Here is a 23,108-nt window from a genome sequence, read left to right as displayed (position 1 = left end):
ATGAAGACATGTCCGATCCGCACTCTTAGAAGTCAAAAGAACCAGATTGATAGAACTAAATATGATGCAAACAGAAGAATATATGAGGAACATGAAGGGGATTACATCTTCAAGGATGAAAGCGATCGATGAGAATTGTGAGCACTTGGGATTAAAAGGACTCCAGCTTATGGAAAATGCCGGAGCTGCCATTGCCCATGAAGTGAAGGAACGCATTCAAAAAGGAAATGTGCTCATCGTTGCAGGAAGGGGGAATAACGGAGGCGATGCTTTTGTTGCTGCCAGACATCTGGCATACGACCCTGCGATTACAGTCAATATTGCACTCATTGGATCGGCTTCGGGAATAAGGACCCAGAATTCAATGCACAATTTCACTCTTCTTGAACATTGTAGAATTGAGGGGTTCATTGAGATAACAGATCCCCAAAAGCTTAAAGCAACTGGATGGCTTGACGACGCAGACATGATCGTGGATGCATTACTGGGAACAGGCATCACCGGAAAGGTAAGGGAAACTGAAGCAACAGTGATAGACCTTATCAACGATTCAAAGGCCCCGGTAGTTGCTGTTGATGTGCCTTCAGGTTTCGATCCCGAGGGAGGGGAATTCGATAGATCGGTCCGTGCGGATGTTACCCTCACTTTTCACAGGATGAAAAAGGGACTGGCATCAGACCATGCTAAAGAATACACATCCGAGGTCAAGGTCATCAACATAGGAGTTTGTGAGGATGCTGAGATCTACGTTGGAAAAGGAGATATCGCTGCATTCCAAACAAGACGTAGAGATAGCCACAAAGGGCAACATGGAAGGATGCTCATTATCGGAGGCGGTCCTTATTCCGGTGCTCCTGCACTCACTGCCATGGCAGCATTGCGTACAGGTGCAGACATAGTGACAGTGGCAGCTCCTGCAAATGTTGCAGACATCATCGCTTCATTCTCACCGAACATCATTGTGAAAGCCCTTTCTTCCAATATCCTGTGTGAGAAGGATATTGACACCGTTGCCAAGCTTATAGAAGGCCATGACGTAGTGGTCATGGGAATGGGACTTGGAAGGGACGAGCGGACGAAAGATACTGTCTCGAAGATCGTTCCCCTTTGCAAAAAAGTGGTTGTCGATGCAGACGGACTTTACGGGATAGCTCTTCCTGTGCCGGAAGACATTGAGATGGTCATCACACCACATGCAAGAGAATTTACTGCATTGGGCGGAAATGGTAAAGAGGATGCACTTGAGTTCTCAAAGAAGAACAATGTAACTGTACTGCTTAAGGGTAGAGAGGACCACATCAGCAACGGAGAGCGAATTGCCATCAATCATACCGGAAATCCGGGAATGACGGTCGGCGGCACAGGAGATGTCCTTGCCGGAATTGCAGGAGCACTTTTTGCAATTGCGCCTGCGATGGATGCGGCATGTGGTGCAGCTTATATCAATGGAGCAGCTGGAGACCTTGCTTTTGAAAGGCGGGGGCATGGGTTGCTAGCAACAGATATTATTGATATGATAACAGAAGTAATGAAATAAAGGGAGTGGGAATATGGATACAGAAAGAAAAATAATAGTCGATATTGAAAGGAACCGGGTTCGTGTAGTAGTAAGTCATGGAGAGGACGAGGAAATTGTCAAGCTCTCGATCCCTGAAGCACGGGAACTCATGTCAAAAATGCAGGATGCAATTCTTGATTATGACCAGAGGAAACAGGTGCGTATCGATTAAATATTGGAGAAATGGTAATGCAGGAATTCAGTCACATTAAAGATGACCGTGCTTACATGGTCGACATAAGTAACAAAGACACGGTTGTCAGGTATGCAATAGCTTCCGGAAAGATAAAACTTCACGACGAAACTGTCGAGAAGATACGCAGTGGAAGTGTGGAAAAAGGAAACGTCCTTGCCACAGCGAGGACCGCTGCCATACTTGCAGTAAAGAGAACGCCGGACCTGATCCCGATGTGCCACCAGATACCGATAACTTTTGTGGACGTGGAATTTGAGATCGGTGAAAGTGATGTTACTGCTAACGTTGAAGTAAGGTCCGTGGGCAGAACAGGTGTTGAAATGGAAGCACTTACAGGGGTTTCAGTTGCACTTCTTACGGTATGGGACATGGTAAAGTCTGCTGAAAAGGACAATACCGGCAATTACCCATCAACTGCCATTGAGAATATCCATGTTGTAAGAAAAGTGAAAGAGATCATTACAAACCAATGACTTTTAATGGTTCAATGTAGATAGGAAAGTTCATTGGCTGATAATTCGATTACTACAAAACGAGACAAGAGAGGTACATCACTTGAAGATCATAGCAGGACCAGCATCACAGTTACTTGCATCACGTGTGGCAAGAGAACTAAATATGGAACCAACACTTTGCGAATTCAACCGTTTCCCCGACGGAGAGGTCTATACAAGGATACTCGAAGATATTGTCGATGATGTGACCATTATACAGAGCACACCCACCGACGCAGACCTTGTATCCCTGTTACAGCTTATCGATGCCTGTGAGGATGCACCCACTATCACAGTGGTAATACCTTACATGGGCTATGCAAGACAGGATAAATCATTCCGGTCCGGAGAAGCTATCAGTGCACGTGCAATTGCACGGACCATCCATGCTGACAGGGTCATCACGGTCAATATTCATGAGAAGAGCGTGCTCGAACACTTCAATGCAGATTCTTATGACCTTGACGCATCCCATTTGATAGGGAATTACATCCGATCACTGGGTCTGGAAGACCCCCTTATCATCGCGCCTGACAAAGGAGCTATTGCCCTTGCAGAAAGTGCCGCAGCAGATGTGGGGATCGAGTACGATTACCTTGAGAAGACCAGACATTCCGGGGACACTGTCACCATCAAGACGAAGAATATCGATGTCACAGGGAAGGAGATCATTCTCATCGACGATATGATCGCCACGGGAGGCACTATGGCAGAGTCCATAAAGCTGCTTCGCAGCCAGGGCGCCAAAGATGTTTACATCGCATGCGTGCATCCTGTGCTTACCAAGAACGGAGTATTAAGGCTTTACAATGCTGGCGTCCATGAGATCATCGCATCGGACACTCTTGAAAAAGCACAAAGCACCATCAGTGTTGCTCCGCTTATTGCTGATTTCCTGAAGAACCTCTGAGAAATATAAACATACCGAAGTGGTTTACCATGGCGTTACCCGATATATGCCCACAGGACAACGAACATCGATGTAAGAAAGAACAATGCTACCTCTACCATATAGACTGGCGTACAGGAGAGGAGAACTGTTCCATCGGATACCGCGGGACTCACACACAAAGCGATCCGATAGGAACTACTCACGACACCTACGCTGAAGAGACTCGCAAAAGACTTGGACATAGCGAGGCAACTATCGAGATGCATACGCCAGAAATTTTCACTATAGAAAAAGAGACCATCGAAGAAAAGAGAGAGATGGTCCCCCATATTAGTGAGATAATAGAAACCATTGTGATGGAATCAAAGGATACCACTGTGATAGAATCACATGTGTCAGACCCCAAAACAGAAATGGCCGATGAGGCCACTCCTTCGAAAGAAGATGCCGACAAAAAGGACAAGTTAGCCAAGATGATGGACCTTGAAAATATTTCCGAGGATTATGAGAAGGACTTTTGGAAATAAACATCATTCACTCTAATTTTTTTCTTGATTGATACAACTTGCTTGCAGAGACCATTTGCCCATTAGACCTTCATGGATGAGGACTTTAATGGTTATATAATAAGAGAACATCCATTTAAAGAGATGAAAAACGAACATGTCTGCGATATCTACGAGGCACTCCTCGAAAAGATAGGACATCTTCAATGGTGGCCTGCAGATACTCCTTTTGAAGTTGTGATAGGCACAATACTGACACAGCAGACAAAATGGACCAATGTCGAGAAGGCCATAAAAGGTCTGAAGAAGTATGATCTGATAGAACCTGGTAAACTTGCGAGAGCTGACCTGGGACTCATTGAAGGACTTGTCAGAGGTTGTGGTTTTTACCGACAGAAAGCAAAACGTCTGAAAGATATTGCAGGCTTCTTTGCAAGGGAAGGAACTGATAATATCCTTTCCATGCCAACACCCCAGTTACGCAACCTCATGCTTTCCCTCAATGGCGTGGGAAATGAGACTGCCGATAGTATTGTCCTTTACGCTGCTGACAAACCGAAGTTCGTGATAGATGCTTATACAACACGGATCATGAAATGTATCGGCATTGAAGGCAATTATATGCAACTTCAGGAGATGTTCGAAAAGAACCTTCCGGAAGATGTGCCGCTCTATAAAGAATACCACGCATTGATAGTGGAATATGCTAAGAAATACTGCGGAAAGAAACAGTGCGACGACTGCGTATTGACCAAAAGATCAAAAGGAGAGGACTAAAAATGGAAAAAGAGACCTACCTCCAGATATATCAGCAGGTAAACACGCTTGAAGATATAGATATATTAGCGATTGAATTTGAAGAAAGCACAGGGGTCATTGCAGCTATCCTCAATCAGAAAACGGTCTCAAAGGTCAAAAGGAAGATGGGGCAGCTTCAGAATAAAGCAAAGAACTTCCGATACCTCTGGGAAAAGGGCATGACCATCAATACGCTGGCACAGAATAATGATGTCCCAGCTACTTTAATGGCAAGTGTGATCATCAAGGAATTGGGTTACTCTAAAAAGCATGTCCTCAAGAATCTGGACACACTGGACAACAGAAGACTTGCGATCGAAATAGAAGATGCGACCAACTCGGACCTTTTCTTCTCCCCCAAAGCCCATGCACTTCAGGTTGTAAAGGGAAAGATGGGAGAGGACATTATAAGCAAATGGCTTGACCACCACAAGTTAGGTTACAGCACTGAAGAAGACCTGAGAGAACTGGGAATGCAGAAGACACCTGATTTTTTTCTTGACAAGACCCTCTATGTTGATGGAACTGAGATCGAGTGGATAGAAAGCAAAGCAATGTTCGGGGATGAAAAGGAGCACACCTACTATTTTAAAAAGCAGTTCCAGCATTATGAAAGGGACTATGGCACAGGAATGGTGATCTACTGGTACGGCCACCTTGACACCATAGAATTTGAAGGCAACCTTATACGTGACCACACTTTTTATATGGACCTGGATGCAAAAATAGATGCAGAAATAGACGAACTTCTGAGTTCAACCCTTTGAACAAAATAACTCACTTTCTTTTTATGTCCATGATGCTCAGTGTATGAACGTGGGAAACCTCTTCTTCCTCATATGACACTGCGCCATCCATTATTGAGGCATGCGTACCTATCATCTCAAGCATGTCAGAGACTTCATTGAAACCCGGCGCACGCAGGTTGCTCATCTCGAAAATATCCATCAGAGCGGTTATTGCAGGCCTTTCTGTATTTGCTTTGATACGGGTCATATAGATAAGTTTGTTTAGTACTATTAAAACCTGCCGAGATAGAAATATTATAGGTACATTGGATAAATCGAGATTTAAAGGTTCATTCCGATCATATTTATTAGTGCACCGATGACCAGTGCCAGTGTGATCGTGAAAAGAGATATAGCAGTGGTGTCTTTCCATCCAAGCTCGTGCTTTAGTATTGCAATGGTTGCAACACATGGGATATAGATGGTGGTAATAACCGCGAAAGAGTACATTTGCAAAGGTGTGAGCACCAGGGCAAAGTTTGCAGTTCCGGCAAGCACCGCCAGTATCTGCAACGCCATTTCTTTCCTGAGAATACCGAAGACAAGGGCAGTTGCTGCAAATGCCGGCAATCCAAAGATCCCCACTGTGATTGGCTCCACTGCATTCTGGAACACATCCAGAACACCAAGGGAATCGACCAGGCCAAGTAATGCACTTCCAGCCACTAACAACGGGAAGGCAATATACATGAACTCACGGACACGCAACCAGGTCTTCTGGAAAGTAGCCCTTCGGTCCGGCTTCCGTAATGGGGCCATTTCCATAATAAGACCGGTCCTTTCTCCCGGAAGCCCCTTGCCGAGCACCCAGCCGGTGGCAAAGATGATCACAAGCTCAAGCACGTAGATGGAAATAGCTGCCCAGTATCCCACAAAGGTACCCACCAGTCCGATTATTATCACAGTCCTTGCAGAACATGGAGTCAGTGCGATCAGCACAGATGCAATCCTTTTCTCACGGACCGTATTCAGGGTGCGGGTAGACATTATTGCCGGGACACTACACCCCATACCAAGTACCAGAGGAATGATAGCCCTCCCGTGAAGCCCCACCTTGTGGGTCCAGTTATCAAGCAGGAAGGATGCCCTTGTCAGATAACCGGAATCCTCGAACAGTGACAGTATCACGTAGAACACCGCAATGTAGGGAATAGCGATAGCGAAACCTGCCTCAACTCCCAGAAGAGAATAGATGATAACGTTCCTGAGAACAGGGTTTGAACCTGCAAGCAGACTTTCTGCCGGAGAGATAAGAAAGGTCTCAAACAGAGAAACTATGCCCTCTTCGAGAAAACCGCCCACAGCAAAAACTACAAAGAAAGTCAATAGCAGTGCAGCAACAAGTCCGGTAATGCCCACATATTCCGAAGTGAGCACTGAATCGATCTTTTCTTTAAATGTGACCTTATGTTCGACCTGAGTGGTCACCCTGTCAACGATATAACCGGCCTCGCCGTAAAGGTCACGCACGATAGTATCCGAAATGGACATACCATGTGCTTTTTCAATATCATCAGTAATGGATTTGGAGGTAATTAACAAAAGGTCGGCATCATGCGGGCGACAGCTCAATTTGACGAACTCTTCATCCCTTTCCAGTGCCCTGACCTTGATACCATATCCAATCTCAGGAAAATCCTCATCAAGCGTCTTAATTGCACGAAGAATATGATTATCATAAAGTACCCTATGTCTGTCCTTAATGGAAAGATTCTCATCGATGGACACAAGGACAGCCTCTTGCAGCCCGACACCTTTGGTGGCGATGGTAGGCACCACAGGCACCCCAAGGGTCTCGGAGAGCTTTTCGATATCTATCTCTATACCCATTTCCTTTGCAGCATCCATCTGGTTAAGTGCTACCACCATGGGGATGTTGAGCTCAAGCAATTGCAGTGTAAGGAAAAGATTGCGTTCAAGGCGGGTAGCATCCACCACATTGATGATGACATCCGGATATTCATGCAAAAGATAGCGTTTTGCGACCTTCTCGTCCTCAGTTGATGCTCCCAGAGAATAGATACCCGGAAGATCGACGATATCGAGCTTCTTGGAACCTACATTGACACTGCCATGTGTAAGTTCCACAGTAGTTCCGGGATAGTTCGCCACTACAACTCCCACACCGGTAAGACGGGAGAAGAATGCGCTTTTACCGACACTGGGATTGCCCACAAAGGCTATGGTCATGTCGAAATCAGGTGACCTCGACTTACGTATATTCGCAGCAGGTCCATCATTAATTTCTGTCGTTTCCACGTGGATACCTCTTCCTCACACCCAAACGTACGAATATCTTCTTAGCTATCTCATTTCCAAGAGCTATCTCGGTCCCACGGGTCAGTATAGAAGTTGAACCTTGCTTTTGCTTGCGTTTGACCTCTAGATCCTCACCGGTTATCATCCCAAGTGAGCTCAGACGCTCTTTTGAGGGATCTGATAATGTCATCATAACGACAGTACCGCAGTCGCCTTCCTTAAGATCGGCCAGAGAAACATAGCTCTCCTTGAAAGGACAATTTTCATTCCCATCTGCGGGTTTACAATCGATATTGTTGTTACCAAGGTAATTGCACATGCTTTCCACTAAAAGGTCAGATAACGTATGTTCAAGCCCACAGGCTTCATTATGTGCAACCTCAGGTTCGAGGGCCAGTACATCAGAAAGGAATTTCTCAATAACATGGTGTTTCCGGCGAATACTGTTCACCTGAAGGATACCTCGATTTGTAAGCTCAGTGCCATGATAAGGTTCGTGTTTCACAAGCCCTTCATCCGCCAGCTTTTGCACCATTTCAGAAACTGAAGCTTGAGAAAAACCAAGCTCTTCAGCAATATCCTTGTTCTTGACGGGAGTCCCACGGCTCTTGCCAAGGGAGTCTATCGTTTCAAGATATTCTTCTATACGGTCGCCGGTCATTTTGTTCACACTATAGTAATATGTGTGGCTATAATCCCTGTTCTAAATATATAAATTGTGGTTAGCCATGCCGAAAATTATTCGGATACATACCAATTCAAAGAACAAATACTATGGAAACAACTACCGTTGTCCACAGCCCGTTTTCATCCCCTTTTGCACACCGGCAATAGTGAACGGTATCGAATATATGGCCGCTCGCCTTATACACCCTTTCCCTTTCCCCCCATGCAGAATCAGCATCGAACTCGATGCCAAGGGTTGTGGCGAGCATTGTAGCCGCAAGGTCTTCTGCATAGACCCCTGCGGTCCTTTCATCCTCTCCGAAAGAATGATGTTCGGAAATGTAACCATAATCATTGCTATCAGCAGGCACTGCATTCCCAATGGCCGCTGCGATCATGCGTCCCTGCTCATTGGTCTGGTTCTTTGCCATGACACAATATACTATCTGTCCCGGAGCGAGTTCTTCAAGGCCTTCGTCCCTTGGAACGATAACACAGTTAGGTGGTAGTATACTTGAAACGGTCACAAGATTGAACTTTTCAATTCCCGCATCCCTTAACGCAAGCTCGAAAGATGCCAGTTTATCCTTGTGCACGCCTGTGCCTTTTACCACGAATGCTTTCCGGGGGATCATAGGGAAGGCTATTGAGAAGATACTTAAATATGTTTCGCTGGCAGAATAGCTTAAGAGCAGACCAACATTTATATATGATTCAAAGATTCCATCAACCTCATACTTAAATGGTGATCTTTAATGGTAAAAGTAAAGGACCTTAAATGGAAGCAGGACATGAAAGTTTCGGAGCTTGTCGATTCCTATGAGTTCATAGGATTCCAGAGCGTAGAGCTTCAGCGAGCATCCGATGTGATCGTGAAGATGAAAAAGGATTCTGCAAAGGTCTTCCTTACATTTACCTCGAACATGGTCACTTCCGGGCTTCGCGGATTCTTTGCACAGCTCATCGACCTTGGTATTGCCGATGTCATCGTCACCACCGTAGGCGGTCTTGAAGAGGATATAATGAAAGCCACCGGAGAGGATTTCCAGATAGGCTCTTTCCAGACTGATGATGTGGAACTTCATGAACAGGGGATCAACCGTGTCGGGAACCTGCTCATCAAAACAGAGAGTTACATGAACTTCGAGAGCCTCGTCGATAAGATCCTCAAAGAGCTTTACGAAAAGCAAAACCGCTGGGCAGTTTCGGATATGCTCAGGGAGATAGGACTTATGCTTGATGATGAGAGTTCCATACTCTATCAGGCTGCAAAGAACAACGTACCTATATTCTGTCCTGCCATTACCGATGGAGCGTTCGGTTTCCACCTATATCTGTTCCAGCAGGAACACCCGGATTTCATAGTGGATGTCGTGAAAGACTTCGGGAACATCCTTTTTGCCAGCAGTCATGATGACCGTAAGGGTGTCATAGCCCTTGGCGGCTCCATCTCGAAACATCATGCCATATTGAGCACCCTCTTGAACGGAGGTGCTGAATATGCAGTATATATGACAACTGCTCACCGCACCTCAGGAAGCATGTCGGGAGCTAACACCAATGAAGCAAAATCATGGGGAAAGGTCAAGGACGAAAGTGATGTTGCCACGGTAATAGGAGATGTGAGCATAACCTTCCCTCTGGCAATGATAAGAGCACTTGATGAACTGGCAGCCGATGGTCTGCTTAAAGGGCTGCAGGAGAACAGGACCACAGGAGTAGTAAAATGAACATCATCGCACCTGCACCCAGATTCACCCTTTCAAAGAAGATAATACTCGAGCAATACCGCAAGGTCAAGGAAGTAGCGGATATTGTAGCATTCAGCTCAAAGACGAACCCGAAGGTCAGCCCGTTGATCGAAGCTGAGACCGATGGACTCCTGAGTGTCCACATGCCAAACGAGCTGAAACACACAAAGGACATGTCAAGGGTATTGTTCCTGGCACAGGCATGGACACCTGAGATGATAAGGGAGCTTTACGAAAAAGGCATCCGTTCCTTTGCAGTTGATAACGAGTTCGACCTCGATACATTGCTTTCTACAGTCGATGATACTGACTGGATGATCACATTATTGTTACGCCTCAAGCTCAAGGAACACTCCATACGCACTGAACGTTACTTCGTTTTCGGAATGAGCTCGGACACCATCAACAAAAGGATAGCTCAGCTTAAAGGTAACAAGAACATCGAAAAGCTTGGGGTTCACTTCCACAGGAAAACACAGAACGTGAACGAATGGAAGATCCAGCCTGAGATAGAGGACGCACTCACTGAAGGAACACTGGAAGCCATCGACATACTGAACATCGGAGGGGGGCTGCCTTCAGAATATGCCAACACCAATGTCGATGTCATAAACGGAATATTCAGACGCATATCCGAACTTAGGGAATGGCTTCATGAAAAGAACATCAAGCTCATGATAGAACCAGGAAGGTTCATCTCTGCACCTGCAGGGAAACTTGTGAGCCACATAACAGGAGTATATGATAACAACATAATAGTGAACGCATCCGTATACAACAGCGACATGGACGCGATCCTGGTTCCCGTGAAACTTCGAATTGAAGGAGAGGTCGGCAACGATAGTGGAGAACCCTATGTTGTAAAAGGGTGCACACCCTGTTCCATGGACCTGTTCAGGTATCGTGTTTACTTAAAGGATGAACCAAAGATCGGTGACGAACTGGTGTTCATCAATGCAGGAGCCTACAATTTCTGGTCGAACTTCTGTGACCTTGAAGAGATCGTAACGGAAATCATCGACTAAAAACCAAACCTTATAATATTGAAATCCAATCTGTACATCAATTATCTTATTATCGGTGATCAAAATGACTGAAATTACACACTGGGCAGATGTTATTGCTGAAGAAGCAGCAAAAAATGGCAATAAACATCTGGTATCCACCGGAATTACCCCCTCCGGTCACATCCATATAGGGAATATGAGAGAGGTTGTAACAGCTGATGCAGCTTACAGGGCAATGAACGATGCAGGACTCGAATCTGAGTTCATATACATTGCAGATAATTACGACCCTTTACGTAAGGTATACCCGTTCCTGCCTGAAAGCTATGCAGAACATGTGGGAAAACCTATTTCCGAGATCCCTTGCCCATGCGGAGAATGTAAGAGCTACGCAGAGCACTTCCTCACACCTTTCCTTGAAGGTCTTGAGAAACTGGGAATTCATCCGAAGGTCTATCGTGCAGATGAGCTTTACAAGAGCGGAAGGTTTGTCGAAGCTATCAAGGCAGCCCTCATCAAAAGAGATGATATCGCAAAGATCCTGAAAGAAGTATCAGGAAAGGATGTACTTCCTGAGTGGAGCCCTTTCAATCCTATATGCCAGGAATGTAAGAAGATCAATACCGCAACGGTCACCGGATTCGATGCAGATGCAGAGACCGTTGACTACGAATGTTCCTGCGGACACTCCGGTACGGTCTCAATGATAGGCGGCGGAAAGCTCACATGGCGTGTGGACTGGCCTGCAAAATGGAAGATGCTGAATGTAACAGTCGAACCCTTCGGAAAGGACCATGCTTCAAGAGGCGGTTCATACGATACCGGAAAGAGGATCGTGAGGGAGATATTTGACCACGAACCACCTCAGCCTATAGTATATGAGTGGATCATGCTCGGAGAAAAGGGAGCAATGTCATCATCCAGCGGCGTTGTCGTATCGATCTCCGACATGCTTAAAGTGGTGCCACCGGAAGTATTGCGTTACCTCATCATGCGCACAAAGCCTGAAAAACACATCAAGTTCGACCCTGCACAGCCATTGCTGACACTTGTGGATGAATATGAACGCCTCAACTCGAACGCTGAGATCGAAGGCCTTAACAAGCGCGTACTGGAGCTATCCCACGCAAAGGGTATCTGCCACACCGATATCCCGTTCAAGCATATGACCACCATTGCCCAGGTCGCACATGGTGACTTCGACAAGATCATGCAGATCATTGGACGTGCCGGCTACGATATCACCAACGAGAAGTGTATCAGGGAACTTGTGAACAATGTCGCTAACTGGCTCGAGATGTACGCACCTCCATTTGCAAAGTTCAGCGTGAAGGATGTACTGCCTGAAGAGACAGCTAGCCTCACAGATGAACAGAAAGCATTCCTCGGTGCAGTATCAGAGATCATAGGGAACAGTGGAGAACTGACAGGCGAAGATTATCATAACCTCGTTTATTCTTCAAAGGAAGCAGGTTCGCAACTTAACAGTAAGATAGCTGCAAAACTGGGCGTTGATCAGGTGGAGATAAACCCCAAGGATATGTTCAAGGCCATCTATACATCAGTACTTGGCCAGCAGTCGGGCCCAAAGGCAGGATGGTTCCTTTCATCCATCGACCAGGAATTCCTTGCAAAGCGCTTCAGTGAAGCAGCCTTGTACCGACCCTGAATATGACAGAAGGTAGAACGACCATACCTCATTTCACAGCATGGGAGAACGAATACTCCCATGTGAAATGGGGCGGAGCAGCACCCATCGATGCGATACGCTCACGAATACCTGAAAAGGGACGGATCCTTGATGCCGGTTCAGGAAATGGTCGCCACCTTCTACCCTTATCTAATTTTTACAATTGTGTGGGGATCGATGTATCCACAAAGGCATTGACAGCTTCAAGAGAGTATCTTGCAAAAAGGGATAGAGAAGCACATCACTCCACAGCTTCGATCACCCATCTTCCGTTCCAGGACAACAGTTTTGATGCCATTGTCTGTTTTGGAGTGCTGCAGCACCTTCTCAGAAAGGAAAGAGAAACAGCGGTCTGTGAATTTGAACGTGTCTTAAATCCCAGGGGTATGATATTCCTCGAGGTCTTCGGCATAGAGGACATGAGATATGGCGGAGAAGAGGTCGAAGAACACACATTCGTTCGCCAGAGCGGCATAATCTACCACTATTTTACAAAAGAAGAGCTTCAAACCCTTTTCAGTGGATTCGCCACGAACAGCATTGATGATGTGATCACAAAAAAAAGATTCAAAGGCGAGTCTTATACCCGCCACATGCTTAAAGGCCTCATTCAAAAGGTATCAGAAAGTGATACCAAGATAAGCTAAAAGCACTAAAAGCAAGGCACCGACAGCACCCGCCAGTGCACACACGAGTATAGTTACCCATGTGAATGCAATGTTTATCCCCAGCACGAACTTTGCCACAAGAAGGATAACGATGCCAATAGCCGTGTTTACAACCATATTCTTGAGGGTCTTAAGCACTTTGTACAATATAATGGCTGCAATTATTGCAACCAGTACTATAATCAGTTCCATTACCATATTGATCACCATAAAATATATATTAAAGGTATTTAATTTTTGCTTTTAAAAGAACTCAAAAACCCATTAAGAATGAGTTCCAGTTCAGAATCATCCCCATATTCATTTACAGAAATATCAGCATAAGTATTCCCGAGCAACATTGCAGAAACATTGGAATCCGGCATGTGTACACACATTACAGGAATACCTTTTTTGATCGCAGAACATACCTCATAACCAACACCAATGGAGGGCATGCTGACCTCTGCGATCATGCATTCGCTTTCCTGCAAAAAGGACATATCCCTTTCATATATCTGAGTCTCCGTCAAAAGGGATTCCTTACCTTCGACCTCACTATCCGCAACATGCCAGCTCAATACCTCATGCCCCTTATCCCTCAGAGACCTGCAAATGAACTGGTAAGTGGGAAGCATCTGCCGCCCCCCACGAATCGAGCCGGACAGAAATACCTTCATACCACACCTCGCAGATAATGCCCTGCAGTATAGCCATCTGTGATATCCTTACAGCGACCGGCCTTTTTACCGTCCAGAACTCCACGATAGCGGTGGGTCACCTTCTTCACCAGATCCACATCCATTGTCCTTGCCTCGATCCTTATAGCTGCAACCCCTGCCCGAAGGATGATGTCCATGTTCTCGAGCATACAAAGTTCCCTGGAATTAAGCACATGCATCCTGCAATCCGAATCCACAAGCAAAGGGAAATAATAACCCATCTCATCGACCAGTTCGAAATCCTCTTCTTCACAGACCTTAATGCATCCATCCTTCTTCCCGAAAAGATCACCAAGCATACAATAGCGTGAAACCATGACATCCTGGCGACCATGCACGATACATTCCACAGGACCGCATTCTGCGACCTCTTCGACCTGTGCGATCGACATCTCAGGAGACAGGACCACCGAAGCCGCACCAAGCTTCTTCATGGCAGCATAAGACCTTACATTAAAGACATTCATGGGACTGTCCGCAACCACAGGAAGACCAAGGCCCATGGCAAGATGATAGGTACCATAATTGGAAACGACAACGCCATCGACTTCAAGCTTCTTTGCCATTCCGAACAGTTCCCTCACAGCACCCATATCGTCTTCCGACACTATCCTGGAACTGTTCACATAAACCCTGCGACCATTATCCTTGCAGATGGTGACCGCTTCTTCCAGATCGATATACTTACGTCCCCTGAAGAATTCCCCTCCGACATAAAGAACATCAGCACCGCCCTCAATAGCTGCATTCAGCCTCTTGAGAGTGTCAACACTAACAACGAGCAACGGCTTTTCAGAGCTCTTCTCCTCACAGGGCACATCAGGCAAAACACATTTGCCATGCTCCGAGCGATGCCATTTCTCCATCCTTGCAGCACCCAGAAGGGAAACAGCATTGTTTCTCACATCATTGAGCTGTTTTATGGGAATGAACACCTCGCCGGTAATGTTCACATCGATCGAGGAAGCCTCGAAAACGGAATTTCCCAGTTTTAGAAGCTGTTTATCTATCTGCTCTTTATCTGTAGGTCTCTTTTGTGCAACCTCGACCACATAATCCGAGAGAACAGAAACATGGTTACCATCCCCATCTTCCATTTCAAGGGCAATGCTCGAGCCTGCAACCACATCTGCTTTAATATTTACTGGAACCTTCCTGACAGGTTTTGATGATGTGAACGTACGTTTGAGAGAGTCCATAAGAGCCCTGTCCATCGTCCTGAAGATCATTGAACCTTCAGGAAGTTCCCTTCCAAATGATATCTCTACAACATCCCCTGCCTGAGCTGAAGTTACCTGCTCCCCGTCCATGGCCATTTGAGTGATGTTCTCTCCTGCACCTTCCATACCCTCGAGACCAATACCATCTCCAAGCTCCAGTTTTGCGGAAAGCTTCGCAATTATACGCCTATCCTCTTCATTGTAGCCCATGACACTGCCTGCAACCAATCCACGACTGTATGGCTGTTCCCGGCTCATCATACCGATACTGGAGCCTTTCAAATAAGCATCAGTGAATTCCCTATTGAAAAGCTGTTCAAGCACAAGCGACTCGTCCGGAGAGACAAAATATGATTCCGGATCATCAAAATAACGATCTATCAATGTCCTGTATATGCCAACGACACCCGCAACGTATTCGGGTCTTTTCATTCGCCCTTCGATCTTGAAAGAAGAAACGCCCGCTTCAATAAGCTTAGGAAGAACGTCCGTGCTGTTCAGGTCCCTGGGACTTAAAAGATAAGGACCTTCTGTGCTCACAGCACCCTCATACCCCAGCAGCTCATAGGATTTTCTGCAGGGCTGGGCACATTGCCCGCGGTTTCCACTCCTGCCCCCAATGACACTGCTCAAAAGGCACTGTCCTGAATAGGATATGCAAAGAGCACCATGAATGAAAGTTTCAAGCTCAACGTTGGTCTTTTGCCTTACCTGCCTGATCTCATCGATCGACATCTCCCTTGCAAGTACTACCCTCTTGACACCAAGCTCTTCAAGAAAAAGAACACCCTCACTATTGTGAACGGTCATCTGTGTGCTTGCGTGTATGGGTAGATCAGGAACGATATCCTTTGCCAGATGAAGCAGACCGATATCCTGAACAATGACAGCATCAGCCCCGCATTCACTAAGGAAGCACAACATATCCGCTGCTTTTTTCATCTGCATATCTTTAACAAGGGTATTGACGGTCACAAAGACCTTGACACCACGAAGATGGGCATAATCCACAGCCTCGCCTATCTCTTCAAGAGTGAAATTTCCGGCAAAAGCCCTCGCACCCAGCGCCTTCGCTCCGAGATAGACAGCATCAGCCCCGTTCTCTACAGCAGCCACAAAGGAGTCCCATGTTCCTGCTGGAGCCAAAAGTTCAGGTTTTTCGTTCATTGTATCCACAGCATATCCGATAAAGTTTCAATGATCAAGACTTATATACCTGATATCAAACAACTGAACATATATAAGCGTGATTAGACAAGGCAAAGCACAAAGAACAGAAGGATGGAAATTGAAAAATGAGGGAGAAGAACTCACTCATTTGTTCACAAAATAGAGCCTTATTATGTAGACGCTAAGGCCCAGTACTGCAAGATTTACCAGTGATTTGACTATCGGAACATACTGATGCTCAAACCAGGTATAAATGATACCTTCTATGGAAATATAGAGCTGAAATGCTGACAAGATCAAAAAGATCATTGCAAGTCCAAAAACGCCTAACCTGAAATAGTATTCCGTATTTGGTTTTTCATTTGGGATATTCTCATCCATTATAATCTCCTCCTATGTATGAATGCAACACCTAATATCGAAGCAAGCGCGAACAATATGGTAAAACCGGGAGTTTCAGATTTAGGAGACTCCTCGGAATCTTCATCTACGAACCGTTCCTCAAAGTCCTCTGCATTGATCACTCTTTTCTGAACAACCGTGTCCTTTTCAAGAACGGTTTCAGGACTTAGCTGGATTTCACTCTCACCACGCTTTATAATAGTATCATTGCCCCAGATGATCACATCAACAATGTAATTGTAATCTTTAGGAACTGTCAGACCCACTGAAACGATCTTTGTTGTCTCAGGAAGGATAGAACCAGTAGTTGTCCAAACTTTATCCGCAAGCAGGCTGGCATCCATTTCCCGTGCCTTGATGAGTACTCTGTAATCATCACTCAGAGCTCTTCCTTCATTTGAAAGATAGATGTCCGCCTGCAGCTCAACCTTGTTATCGACAACACCCTTTACGATAAAATCAACATCTCCGATCTCGATCCCAATATCAGCCACATCGGGAGTTAAAGAATCCAGATTTGAGATATCCAAACGACGAGACCTTTTTAGCTGGTCATCTTCAAGAAGCTGTACTTCCATTCGATAACCACCTTCTTTCAAAACTGAGATATCTATGGGAGTGAATACCGTTTCACCATTTTCCAAAGAGCCTATAAAAACCTCTCTCTGCATATCAAGAAAACCAGTTTCTTTATCATACACCTTCAGAAGAAGGGATATATTGTCACTATCTGCGAAATTACTCTTAATTTCGGTCGTAATATTGAGATCTACATAGCTACTTCTTATTTTTTCTGAAGAGATATCCACGTTTGAGATCTCAAGCTGGCTATTATCTTCAAAATCCCGAAGACAGCCAGCGGACATCACTGATGCGAACATAACAAGTAATAGTAATGCACATCCCACTATTTTTTGGGATTTATCCATAAATATTCACCAATGATATAGAAGAAAGATTGCATAAATAACTTCCTCCATTATTTTTACATATCATGTTTTTGTTTTCAATGTATATAGAGGAATTTTGATCTAAAAAATAAAAGGAGGAAAAAGAAGGACAAAAATAAATAAGAAAATAAGACAGACCTAAAAAATAGGTCTCAAATATCAATCAGTACATATACACGGATTCTTCCTGCAGGTCGGGCATACGAGCGGATATTTTTCAAGAAATGCTTTTTCAAGATCAATGTCATAGAGATTCGCCAATGCTCCGATCCACGCAAAACAGTCAGCAAGCTCTTCCCTTAGATTCTCCATATCATTCCTTCGAATAGCCTCTGCGAGCTCTCCGACCTCTTCGACCAACCAGAGTGTAGTGGCAGGTCCACCCCTGCGTTTGTCGTTATGAGCATAAAGGTCATACATGAATTTCTGAAATTCGGATATTTCCATGATATTGTCCCCTGAAATTAAAGGCGCACTGGAATGTTCTTTGCCTTGAGGGCTTCCTTTACATCGCGCACAGTATATTCTCCGAAGTGGAAGATACTTGCAGCAAGTCCTGCATCGGCTTTGCCGTCAACGAATCCCTTGTACATGTGTTCAGGATTACCCACGCCACCGGAAGCTATTATAGGAATATCAAGCTCTTCTGAGAGCTTCTTTGTGATAGGAATATCAAAACCATCATAAGTGCCGTCACGGTTCATACTTGTTAGAAGGATCTCGCCTGAACCGAGCCCTTCCACCTTCTTCGCCCACTGGACAGTATCCAGTCCGGTAGGTTCTCTGCCACCATAAATAACAACTTCATACCATGCAAGAGTACCATCCTCAAGCTCAAGTATTGTCTTGTCCTGATTGTTCTCGACATCGAGGTTACGCCTGCAATCGATAGCTGTTACAATACATTGTGAACCGAAGATAGTAGAAGCCTCGCGAATTAATTCCGGATTCTTCACTGCTGCTGTATTGACAGATACCTTGTCAGCACCTGCCCGGAGGATCTGCCTGACATCCTCGACAGAATTGATACCTCCGCCGACCGTCAGAGGAATGAATACCTCATCGGCGGTCCGCTCGATGACATCTATCATTGTGGAACGGCCTTCGTGAGAAGCTGTGATATCAAGGAAGACAAGCTCATCTGCACCCTGCTCATTATAGCGCTTCGCAAGGTCCACAGGGTCACCTGCTTTTTTCAGGTCAACGAATTCAACGCCCTTGACCACGGTCCCACCTGATGCATCAAGAGTGACATCGAGACAAGGTATTATCCTTTTTGTTAGCATAGTTTACGTAATGAATGTTCTATAATTAAATGTTATTGAATGATAAAACAGGCAAACCAGTATAAAAGTATAGGAATAAAAACGGCATATTTAAACGGTATGAAGTACATAAAAAGCCTGATGCATTTGAACCGCGCTTTCCTCGCAGGCATTATGGTCCTCTTGTTAATGTGTACGACAGCTTCTGCCTTCGAGTTCCAGTACGAAGAGATCTGGGTCCATCAGGGAGTCTTTGAACTTTCAAATAATGATAAAGCATCTGCTGAAAAGTACACTGTAAAACTGCAGGAGATACGATCAGGAGACTATGGGTATTCAGCGAACGTTCTCCTATACGTTGACGGAGAATTCAAAGAAGCTTTCTTTGCAGATGCAGAATTGAACAATGAGTTCCTCTATGACAAAGATCTCAAGGTCAGAACACTCTCAATTGATGAGACCGGAATATCCCTTGAGATGTACATCCATGAATACGAGCTTGTATGGATACCTGGAAATACCATTGTTCTCGGAGTTGGAGAAAGTTATGACCTGAATGGCATCAACATTGGAGCCGTTGAAATTAACGATGATGTTGCATCCATAGAGATCTCAAAGGATGGAAGGACCCTCGGTGACGAGTACATTACAGGCAATCATCATCGCTACTTCGATGAAGTACTCATTCGTCTAACCTACATTGATAAAATAGAACAGACGATCACAATACTACCTTACCAGCCTGGCAAACCGGTACTTGCCCTTGAGATACAGGATATTGAGGATAGATACTTTCCAAATGAAGAACCTGTCTTTAACATTCTTATAAAAAATGAGGGAACCATACCTGCCAGAGGAATTACGATCACACCTTCCGCAATTAATGCACAGGTAGATTTTGACAGCTTAGAGGTACCGATACTGGACACTTCAGACAGACAGAGCATCCCGGTCACCCTCAAGCTCCCGGAAACACCCATCGGAGAAGATCTCGAAATAAGTGTTATCGTTGAAGGATATGATTACAAAGGAAACAGCTACCAGACATCAGCAAGCGCAGTTACCTTTGTCGACCCATATATAGCGATCTCAAGATCATATGATGCCAGCCAGCTACAAGAAGGAATAGATGATCCGGAGATAATTTTTACCCTAGTTATACACAACAATGCCAGCATTGGACATGAAGTAACTGTGAATGATCCGATACCTCCTTCATTCATGCCTGTGGACATAGCTTCTACCCAATGGAATTTATTTATCGATTCCGAAAAGTCAAAAGCGATAACATACAGTGCCATACCCACTGCTGCCGGCACCTTTAAGATGATGCCAGCCGTTGCAAACTGGTATTCACAGGGAGAGACATATAGCGTGGATTCAGGAAAGAGTAGCACGATCGTTACTAGTGGTACACTGCTGGAAGTTGAAAAGGCGGTCAGTTCGACCGATATCCAGACAGGTGAAGAAGTAGATGTCATCATAAACATACGTAACATCGGCACCAGAGATGCGACCGTATCCTATACAGAGAACATCCCGAAAGGATTTGAATTTGTCAGCGGACAGAAAAACTGGGTAGGGTATATTGGCGTAGGTGAAGAAGAACGGATCGTCTATACAATGGTTGCAAAGGAAGAAGCGATCTATGAACTACCTTCCACAAAAGTAACATTTGACGATGAAAGTGGTACACAGGGAACGTTTGAATCAAACACGATCAGATTATATACATATTCAGCTGAACCGATCGATGATGATAGCAAAGATGAGGAAGTTAATTACCAACCACTTACAATGAAAGGAAGAATATTCTTCCTGTTATCCTCATTCATCACAATTCTGGGTGTGCTTTCCACCATACCATTTATTGCATATTTATATATTAGCAGAAAACAATCAGATCAAAGGAAAAGGATACGATGAAGCCATTTATTAATGAGATCCAAAGAAGAAAGGAGAGGGTTTGAACGGACATCATTGGAGTAGCATTGGCAGTTATAATATTCGGGCTTCTTTCCGCCATTGTACTATACCTGCTCGTTAACTACTCTTCTTTGATAGCGGGTGTCGTACTTCTTGGAATTCCACTGGCAATCATGCTGGTCATCCCTAATGCAGCCATTGAGTTTTTGAACCACGAACATGTACGTCTTGCAGGAGGGATCGTGCCGATCAACAATTATCATCTGCTATTGTTCACGTGGTCCACGATAATCGGCATAATACTCTATACCGAATTCCTTACATGGTACCTTTCGAGGAAAAAAAAATAATTAAATAATGAAAATAAAAAGGATGAGATATTCACTCATCCACCTTGTAGTAATAATATTCGCCTTTTGCTTTCTGTTCTCTGTCAAGACGTGAATCTTTTTTATTGACCCTTGGTCTTATGGTCTCTTCATCCCTTCTGAAAGTTATACCAAGGTCGGAGAGGAATTTGTTCATTCCAACCTGCATTGAAGAAGGAGGATGTGCTATACCAAAGACTGCCGGTTCACCTTCGAAAACGATCAGGCGTTCACTGAGCATATCGATCATGTAGATGTCATGGTCTACGACCATTGCGGTCTTACCATTATTTTCTGCAAATCTCTTTATAGCCTTCGTTGCGAGGGAACGCTGCTCTACATCAAGGTGCGCACTTGGTTCATCGAGAATATACAGATCAGCATCCTTTGAAAGACAAGCTGCGATGGCAACCCTCTGCAACTCACCGCCACTCAGATCGTTCAGCATTTTATCAAAGAGGGTCTCAAGCTGAAGTGGCTTGATTATCTCAGCTTCATAATAGCTGGTATCGAATCTGCGGGTGATGCTCCTTAAGAACTGTCGTACCTGCATGAAAGAATCCACTTTGATGTACTGAGGTTTATAGGAGATGGATACTTCCGATTCCAGGTCACCCTCATCGGGTTTAACCTCTCCTGCAAGGATCTTTACAAAAGTGGATTTACCGATACCATTAGGACCGACAATTCCGATCACTTCACCTTCTTTTAAAGAACCGCCATCGCTCTTGAGTGAGAAGCCATCACCGTACTTTTTGGAGAAAGCATTGTAATCCAGAAGAGTGGCAATGTCAGTTGCAACACGGGGAGGATGCATTTCAAAAGTAATGGCATCCGGCCTGACACGTACGTTCTCTTCAGGAAGATAACCTTTGAGATATTGGTTGATAGCGATCCTGACACCCTTTGGATGTGTGATCACACCATACCCGCTTGGCATACCGTATGCTATCTGAACAACATCAGAGAGCATGTCCAGAATTGCAAGGTCGTGTTCAACGACAAGAACAGCTTTGTCCTTTGCCAGCTCCTGTATAAGCTTTGAGGAATTGATACGCTGGTAGATATCCAGATATGGACTTATCTCATCAAAGAAGTAAAAGTCTGCATCCCTTGCTGCACATGCAGCAATGGCTACCCTCTGCAATTCTCCGCCACTGAGTTCACTGATATTTCGGTTGATTATGTGACTTAGGTCAAGCTTTTCCACAAGTTCATCCATTACACCGCGCTCGTCGGTACCTTCAAGAAGATCACGGGTCTTGCCGTTGAAGGCTTTAGGGATCATATCCACATACTGCGGTTTCTGGGATACTTTGATCTTGCCATCGATGACATTCTTGAAATAGTCATACATTCCAGTACCGGCATAGTGTTCCAATACTGTGTCCCAGTCACCGGTCTCTTCCCCGAAGTTTGGAACAAGGGCACCTGAGAGTATCTGTACTGAAGTACTCTTACCAATACCGTTCGGACCAAGAATACCGGTTACCTTACCCACCTGAGGGGTTGGCAATCCATAAAGGGCAAAACCGTTCTGACCATACCTGTGGGTCGGCTTGTCAAGAGCCTCAGGCAGACCGATTATCATAATACAGCTAAAAGGACATTTGTTGACACAGATACCACAACCGACACATAGTTCCTCAGATATAATGGCTTTACCATCATCTCCGAACGTGATCGTTTCGTATCCTGTCCTGACCCTAGGGCAATATTTCTCACATTCGTGACTACATCGCCTTGGCTGGCACTTATCCTTATTCAATATTGCAATTCGCATGATAGATCACTGAGGTTGTTAATGGAATATTTAATAAGCTGATTATGCAA

Annotated in this window: 25 protein-coding genes; 13 read left to right on the top strand and 12 right to left on the bottom strand. The window is 45.0% G+C overall.

Annotated features, from left to right (window positions below):
• Positions 1 to 91: 91 nt before the first annotated feature.
• From PBV53_RS03200 to PBV53_RS03170, 7 genes are all read left to right on the top strand, one after another.
• A complete protein-coding gene (locus PBV53_RS03200; protein ID WP_270095710.1) occupies positions 92 to 1,537 on the top strand; it encodes an NAD(P)H-hydrate dehydratase in 1,446 nt (481 codons plus the stop codon).
• A gap of 13 nt (positions 1,538 to 1,550) precedes the next feature.
• Positions 1,551 to 1,730 (top strand): hypothetical protein, encoded by a 180-nt coding sequence (locus tag PBV53_RS03195; protein WP_270095709.1) that lies wholly within the window; start codon positions 1,551 to 1,553, stop codon positions 1,728 to 1,730.
• Positions 1,731 to 1,747: 17 nt separating this feature from the next.
• Positions 1,748 to 2,227 carry a cyclic pyranopterin monophosphate synthase MoaC gene (gene moaC, locus PBV53_RS03190; protein WP_374708519.1) on the top strand — a complete coding sequence of 160 codons (480 nt, stop codon included), beginning with the start codon at positions 1,748 to 1,750 and terminating at the stop codon, positions 2,225 to 2,227.
• Between the two features lie 82 nt (positions 2,228 to 2,309).
• A complete protein-coding gene (locus PBV53_RS03185) occupies positions 2,310 to 3,158 on the top strand; it encodes a ribose-phosphate diphosphokinase (protein WP_270095707.1) in 849 nt (282 codons plus the stop codon).
• Between the two features lie 29 nt (positions 3,159 to 3,187).
• Positions 3,188 to 3,667, top strand: coding sequence for a hypothetical protein (locus PBV53_RS03180; RefSeq protein WP_270095706.1), 480 nt, complete (start codon positions 3,188 to 3,190; stop codon positions 3,665 to 3,667).
• Positions 3,668 to 3,790: 123 nt separating this feature from the next.
• Complete coding sequence (locus PBV53_RS03175) at positions 3,791 to 4,423, top strand: endonuclease III domain-containing protein (RefSeq protein WP_270095705.1); 633 nt, start codon at positions 3,791 to 3,793, stop codon at positions 4,421 to 4,423.
• Positions 4,424 to 4,425: 2 nt separating this feature from the next.
• Entirely contained in the window at positions 4,426 to 5,211 is a 786-nt protein-coding gene (locus PBV53_RS03170; protein ID WP_270095704.1) for a C15orf41 family protein, read from the top strand.
• 10 nt (positions 5,212 to 5,221) lie between these two features.
• On the opposite strand, the gene PBV53_RS03165 is transcribed toward PBV53_RS03170, so the two are convergent.
• The 4 genes from PBV53_RS03165 to PBV53_RS03150 all read right to left on the bottom strand — a co-directional run bounded on the left by PBV53_RS03165 (position 5,222) and on the right by PBV53_RS03150 (position 8,792).
• Complete coding sequence (locus PBV53_RS03165; protein ID WP_270095703.1) at positions 5,222 to 5,440, bottom strand: hypothetical protein; 219 nt, start codon at positions 5,438 to 5,440, stop codon at positions 5,222 to 5,224.
• A 74-nt stretch (positions 5,441 to 5,514) separates the two neighbouring features.
• Positions 5,515 to 7,491: a ferrous iron transport protein B gene (gene feoB, locus PBV53_RS03160; protein ID WP_270095702.1), complete on the bottom strand. Its 1,977-nt coding sequence runs from the start codon at positions 7,489 to 7,491 to the stop codon at positions 5,515 to 5,517.
• Entirely contained in the window at positions 7,472 to 8,152 is a 681-nt protein-coding gene (locus tag PBV53_RS03155; protein ID WP_270095772.1) for a metal-dependent transcriptional regulator, read from the bottom strand. Before PBV53_RS03155 ends, feoB begins: the two co-directional genes overlap by 20 nt.
• Positions 8,153 to 8,249: 97 nt before the next feature.
• Positions 8,250 to 8,792: a pyruvoyl-dependent arginine decarboxylase gene (locus PBV53_RS03150; RefSeq protein ID WP_270095701.1), complete on the bottom strand. Its 543-nt coding sequence runs from the start codon at positions 8,790 to 8,792 to the stop codon at positions 8,250 to 8,252.
• A 120-nt stretch (positions 8,793 to 8,912) separates the two neighbouring features.
• On the opposite strand from PBV53_RS03150, the gene PBV53_RS03145 reads away from it, so the two are divergent.
• From PBV53_RS03145 to PBV53_RS03130, 4 genes are all read left to right on the top strand, one after another.
• Positions 8,913 to 9,887, top strand: coding sequence for a deoxyhypusine synthase family protein (locus tag PBV53_RS03145; RefSeq protein WP_270095700.1), 975 nt, complete (start codon positions 8,913 to 8,915; stop codon positions 9,885 to 9,887).
• A complete protein-coding gene (locus tag PBV53_RS03140; protein ID WP_270095699.1) occupies positions 9,884 to 10,933 on the top strand; it encodes a decarboxylase in 1,050 nt (349 codons plus the stop codon). The genes PBV53_RS03145 and PBV53_RS03140 overlap by 4 nt, the downstream gene beginning before the upstream one ends.
• A gap of 64 nt (positions 10,934 to 10,997) precedes the next feature.
• A complete protein-coding gene (gene lysS / locus PBV53_RS03135; RefSeq protein WP_270095698.1) occupies positions 10,998 to 12,584 on the top strand; it encodes a lysine--tRNA ligase in 1,587 nt (528 codons plus the stop codon).
• A 2-nt stretch (positions 12,585 to 12,586) separates the two neighbouring features.
• A complete protein-coding gene (locus PBV53_RS03130; RefSeq protein WP_270095697.1) occupies positions 12,587 to 13,252 on the top strand; it encodes a class I SAM-dependent methyltransferase in 666 nt (221 codons plus the stop codon).
• Here the strand turns inward: PBV53_RS03130 and PBV53_RS03125 are convergent.
• The 7 genes from PBV53_RS03125 to hisF form a co-directional block, all read right to left on the bottom strand.
• Positions 13,226 to 13,471, bottom strand: a complete 246-nt coding sequence (locus tag PBV53_RS03125) for a pro-sigmaK processing inhibitor BofA family protein (protein WP_270095696.1) — start codon at positions 13,469 to 13,471, stop codon at positions 13,226 to 13,228. The two genes, PBV53_RS03130 and PBV53_RS03125, sit on opposite strands and share 27 nt — an antisense overlap.
• A gap of 32 nt (positions 13,472 to 13,503) precedes the next feature.
• The gene (locus PBV53_RS03120; RefSeq protein WP_270095695.1) at positions 13,504 to 13,932 is read right to left on the bottom strand and encodes a nucleoside 2-deoxyribosyltransferase; all 429 of its coding nucleotides are present in this window, start codon (positions 13,930 to 13,932) and stop codon (positions 13,504 to 13,506) included.
• The gene (locus PBV53_RS03115; RefSeq protein ID WP_270095694.1) at positions 13,929 to 16,361 is read right to left on the bottom strand and encodes a U32 family peptidase; all 2,433 of its coding nucleotides are present in this window, start codon (positions 16,359 to 16,361) and stop codon (positions 13,929 to 13,931) included. Before PBV53_RS03115 ends, PBV53_RS03120 begins: the two co-directional genes overlap by 4 nt.
• Positions 16,362 to 16,508: 147 nt before the next feature.
• Positions 16,509 to 16,745, bottom strand: coding sequence for a DUF8060 family membrane protein (locus PBV53_RS03110; protein WP_270095693.1), 237 nt, complete (start codon positions 16,743 to 16,745; stop codon positions 16,509 to 16,511).
• On the bottom strand, positions 16,745 to 17,695 hold the full coding sequence (locus PBV53_RS03105; RefSeq protein WP_270095692.1) for a DUF7490 domain-containing protein: 951 nt from the start codon (positions 17,693 to 17,695) through the stop codon (positions 16,745 to 16,747). Before PBV53_RS03105 ends, PBV53_RS03110 begins: the two co-directional genes overlap by 1 nt.
• Before the next feature lie 180 nt (positions 17,696 to 17,875).
• Positions 17,876 to 18,163, bottom strand: coding sequence for a MazG nucleotide pyrophosphohydrolase domain-containing protein (locus PBV53_RS03100; protein WP_250869257.1), 288 nt, complete (start codon positions 18,161 to 18,163; stop codon positions 17,876 to 17,878).
• Between the two features lie 17 nt (positions 18,164 to 18,180).
• Positions 18,181 to 19,002 (bottom strand): imidazole glycerol phosphate synthase subunit HisF, encoded by an 822-nt coding sequence (gene hisF, locus PBV53_RS03095; protein ID WP_270095691.1) that lies wholly within the window; start codon positions 19,000 to 19,002, stop codon positions 18,181 to 18,183.
• Between the two features lie 120 nt (positions 19,003 to 19,122).
• Between hisF and PBV53_RS03090 the strand changes: the two genes are divergently transcribed.
• Positions 19,123 to 20,907, top strand: coding sequence for a COG1361 family protein (locus tag PBV53_RS03090; protein WP_270095690.1), 1,785 nt, complete (start codon positions 19,123 to 19,125; stop codon positions 20,905 to 20,907).
• Between the two features lie 65 nt (positions 20,908 to 20,972).
• Positions 20,973 to 21,257, top strand: a complete 285-nt coding sequence (locus PBV53_RS03085) for a hypothetical protein (RefSeq protein ID WP_270095689.1) — start codon at positions 20,973 to 20,975, stop codon at positions 21,255 to 21,257.
• 31 nt (positions 21,258 to 21,288) lie between these two features.
• Here the strand turns inward: PBV53_RS03085 and PBV53_RS03080 are convergent, their stop codons facing one another.
• Positions 21,289 to 23,058: a ribosome biogenesis/translation initiation ATPase RLI gene (locus tag PBV53_RS03080; protein ID WP_270095688.1), complete on the bottom strand. Its 1,770-nt coding sequence runs from the start codon at positions 23,056 to 23,058 to the stop codon at positions 21,289 to 21,291.
• Positions 23,059 to 23,108: the final 50 nt, after the last annotated feature.

The organism is Methanococcoides alaskense (genome assembly GCF_027594145.1).
Classification (GTDB): Archaea; Halobacteriota; Methanosarcinia; order Methanosarcinales; family Methanosarcinaceae; genus Methanococcoides; species Methanococcoides alaskense.
Note: the sequence above shows the minus strand (reverse complement) of the source record. Positions and strands in the feature narration are given on the sequence as shown.

Bases quoted from the DNA above. Each gene is read 5' to 3' on its own strand.
- PBV53_RS03180 (WP_270095706.1), top strand. From the start codon at position 3,188: ATGGCGTTACCCGATATATGCCCACAGGACAACGAACATCGATGTAAG.
- PBV53_RS03200 (WP_270095710.1), top strand. From the start codon at position 92: ATGAAGGGGATTACATCTTCAAGGATGAAAGCGATCGATGAGAATTGT.
- PBV53_RS03115 (WP_270095694.1), bottom strand. From the start codon at position 16,361: ATGAACGAAAAACCTGAACTTTTGGCTCCAGCAGGAACATGGGACTCC.
- lysS (WP_270095698.1), top strand. From the start codon at position 10,998: ATGACTGAAATTACACACTGGGCAGATGTTATTGCTGAAGAAGCAGCA.
- PBV53_RS03105 (WP_270095692.1), bottom strand. From the start codon at position 17,695: ATGGATAAATCCCAAAAAATAGTGGGATGTGCATTACTATTACTTGTT.
- PBV53_RS03090 (WP_270095690.1), top strand. From the start codon at position 19,123: ATGCATTTGAACCGCGCTTTCCTCGCAGGCATTATGGTCCTCTTGTTA.
- PBV53_RS03150 (WP_270095701.1), bottom strand. From the start codon at position 8,792: ATGATCCCCCGGAAAGCATTCGTGGTAAAAGGCACAGGCGTGCACAAG.
- PBV53_RS03145 (WP_270095700.1), top strand. From the start codon at position 8,913: ATGGTAAAAGTAAAGGACCTTAAATGGAAGCAGGACATGAAAGTTTCG.
- PBV53_RS03080 (WP_270095688.1), bottom strand. From the start codon at position 23,058: ATGCGAATTGCAATATTGAATAAGGATAAGTGCCAGCCAAGGCGATGT.
- hisF (WP_270095691.1), bottom strand. From the start codon at position 19,002: ATGCTAACAAAAAGGATAATACCTTGTCTCGATGTCACTCTTGATGCA.
- PBV53_RS03130 (WP_270095697.1), top strand. From the start codon at position 12,587: ATGACAGAAGGTAGAACGACCATACCTCATTTCACAGCATGGGAGAAC.
- PBV53_RS03165 (WP_270095703.1), bottom strand. From the start codon at position 5,440: ATGACCCGTATCAAAGCAAATACAGAAAGGCCTGCAATAACCGCTCTG.
- PBV53_RS03175 (WP_270095705.1), top strand. From the start codon at position 3,791: ATGAAAAACGAACATGTCTGCGATATCTACGAGGCACTCCTCGAAAAG.
- PBV53_RS03125 (WP_270095696.1), bottom strand. From the start codon at position 13,471: ATGGTAATGGAACTGATTATAGTACTGGTTGCAATAATTGCAGCCATT.
- PBV53_RS03120 (WP_270095695.1), bottom strand. From the start codon at position 13,932: ATGAAGGTATTTCTGTCCGGCTCGATTCGTGGGGGGCGGCAGATGCTT.
- PBV53_RS03140 (WP_270095699.1), top strand. From the start codon at position 9,884: ATGAACATCATCGCACCTGCACCCAGATTCACCCTTTCAAAGAAGATA.
- PBV53_RS03100 (WP_250869257.1), bottom strand. From the start codon at position 18,163: ATGGAAATATCCGAATTTCAGAAATTCATGTATGACCTTTATGCTCAT.
- PBV53_RS03195 (WP_270095709.1), top strand. From the start codon at position 1,551: ATGGATACAGAAAGAAAAATAATAGTCGATATTGAAAGGAACCGGGTT.
- PBV53_RS03170 (WP_270095704.1), top strand. From the start codon at position 4,426: ATGGAAAAAGAGACCTACCTCCAGATATATCAGCAGGTAAACACGCTT.
- PBV53_RS03155 (WP_270095772.1), bottom strand. From the start codon at position 8,152: ATGACCGGCGACCGTATAGAAGAATATCTTGAAACGATAGACTCCCTT.
- PBV53_RS03110 (WP_270095693.1), bottom strand. From the start codon at position 16,745: ATGGATGAGAATATCCCAAATGAAAAACCAAATACGGAATACTATTTC.
- moaC (WP_374708519.1), top strand. From the start codon at position 1,748: ATGCAGGAATTCAGTCACATTAAAGATGACCGTGCTTACATGGTCGAC.